This is a genomic window from Corallococcus sp. CA049B, from assembly GCF_003611685.1.
In the GTDB taxonomy this organism is placed as follows: Bacteria; Myxococcota; Myxococcia; order Myxococcales; family Myxococcaceae; genus Corallococcus; species Corallococcus coralloides.
Map to the genome: position 1 here is coordinate 1 of NZ_RAWC01000438.1, position 1,637 is coordinate 1,637.

General features: G+C 68.1%; 2 protein-coding genes. Both read right to left on the reverse strand.

The genetic code is table 11. The features are described from left to right. A partial coding sequence (locus tag D7W82_RS39545; RefSeq protein WP_147439783.1) for a hypothetical protein occupies positions 1–608 on the reverse strand: 608 nt, incomplete at its 3' end. Between the two features lie 574 nt (positions 609–1,182). Beyond that, positions 1,183–1,461, reverse strand: a complete 279-nt coding sequence (locus tag D7W82_RS39550; protein ID WP_120623170.1) for a PqqD family protein — start codon at positions 1,459–1,461, stop codon at positions 1,183–1,185. Positions 1,462–1,637 lie beyond the last annotated feature (176 nt).

Genomic DNA, 1,637 nt, shown 5'->3' on the forward strand with positions numbered 1-1,637 from the left:
CCCCCCACCCCTTCCGCGTGGGCGTGGGGCTTCAGCCCCAGCACCGCCTCCACCGCCTTCGTGAGCGTGGGCACCGGCCGCACGTCCAGCGCCGTCAGGGGCGCCGCGTCGAACCCGCTGCCCTCCGGCACGAACACCGCCACCCGGGCTGCCCCCGGAAACACCTGCTTCACGTAGGCCTGCGCCACGCCCAGCTTTCCCTGGAGGAACTCGCGCGGCGCGGGCGCGAGCCTCTCTCCATGCGCCTCCAGCGCCACGCCCGTGCCCAGGAAGGGCGACGGCAGCGGAAGGCCCGCGAGCAGCGCCACCCACGCGACGAACAGCGGCAGCGACGCGCTCCGGCCATCCAGCGTCACGTTCCGGCCGCGCGGCGAGACGTGCAGGTCCGTCTGCTCCCACGGCAGCGCGTAGCGCGCGCGGCCCACCGCTGACAGGTGGCGCGCATGGTCCTGCCACGCGGGGGTGAAGGCATTGCCCCGCGACACGTCCGTCCACAGCCGTCCCTGGCCGGGGCGCACGGACAGCTCCACGGGCACGACTCGAAAGAGCGCGTGTCCGCCGACGTCCGCCTGGGTGAAGAGCAACAACTGCGTGGATGCGGGCAGCATGGGCGGGGGCGTGTCGGCGCTCTCGAGGAAAGACACAGCCGGGAGGAGGACCGAGGCCCTCCTCCCGGCCATGAAACGCGTTACTCCGCGACGACGATCACGCCCATGCCGTTGGAGCAGGTGCACTTGTCGGTGGCGGCGGAAACGCGGACGATCTCGGACTGGATGTACATGGTGGTTCTCCTGGGATGGATGTTTGGGGTTGAAGGGAAAACGACGGAAGCGACTACTCCGCGCTCACGGTCGTCGAGGCGATGACCATGCCGTTGGAGCAGGTGCACTTGTCGGACGACGCGGACACGCGGACGATCTCGGACTGGATGTACATGGTGTTACTCCTGGATGGATTGCTGCGTTCACTGCCACTACGGTGAAACATCGCGGAGTGTGGACAGGGGGTCTGACATTGCCTGCCAACACACCGGTGCTTCATTCCAGACGTGAAGAGACCTCCCACGTCTGGCATCGCGCGCACCCGGGGCGACCCGGGCACACGGGATTCCCAAAGGCCAGGACATGGCCCGGCCTGTCCCCCTCACGAGGGGAAGAAGGCACTACGGCGGACGGCGAAGAGTCAGACGGGACGCGAGGGCTCGCACAGCCCCAGCTCCTGGAACTGCGTCACGGTGCGCTGGACGTCGGCGCGGATGGCCTCTTCCTGGCCCACGGCGCCCAGCCGGAGCGCCAGCGACGCCACCGCCCCGTCCAGGGACGTGCCGCCCTGGCACAGCTCGAAGATGCGCGCGGCGGTCTCGTTCACCCGGAAGACCTCCCCACCCTCGGTGTCCAGGAGGAAGAAGGCTTCGCCCTGCTGCTGGACGATGACGCCGGAAGTCGCGTGCGGCAGGTTCAAGACATCCCCCTTTGAAACCGCGCTGTTACATTTCCATGTTTCTAAGTGCTCTCATAAAGCCTGTCAATACACGCAAGGATTTGGGTTGGAGGCTCATGAGAGGGTTTGCGCACGTGCCAGGTCCTGGAGCGCCGCGTCGGTCCAGAGAGGGGGCCGGCTGTTGTGCGGTGGTGGGC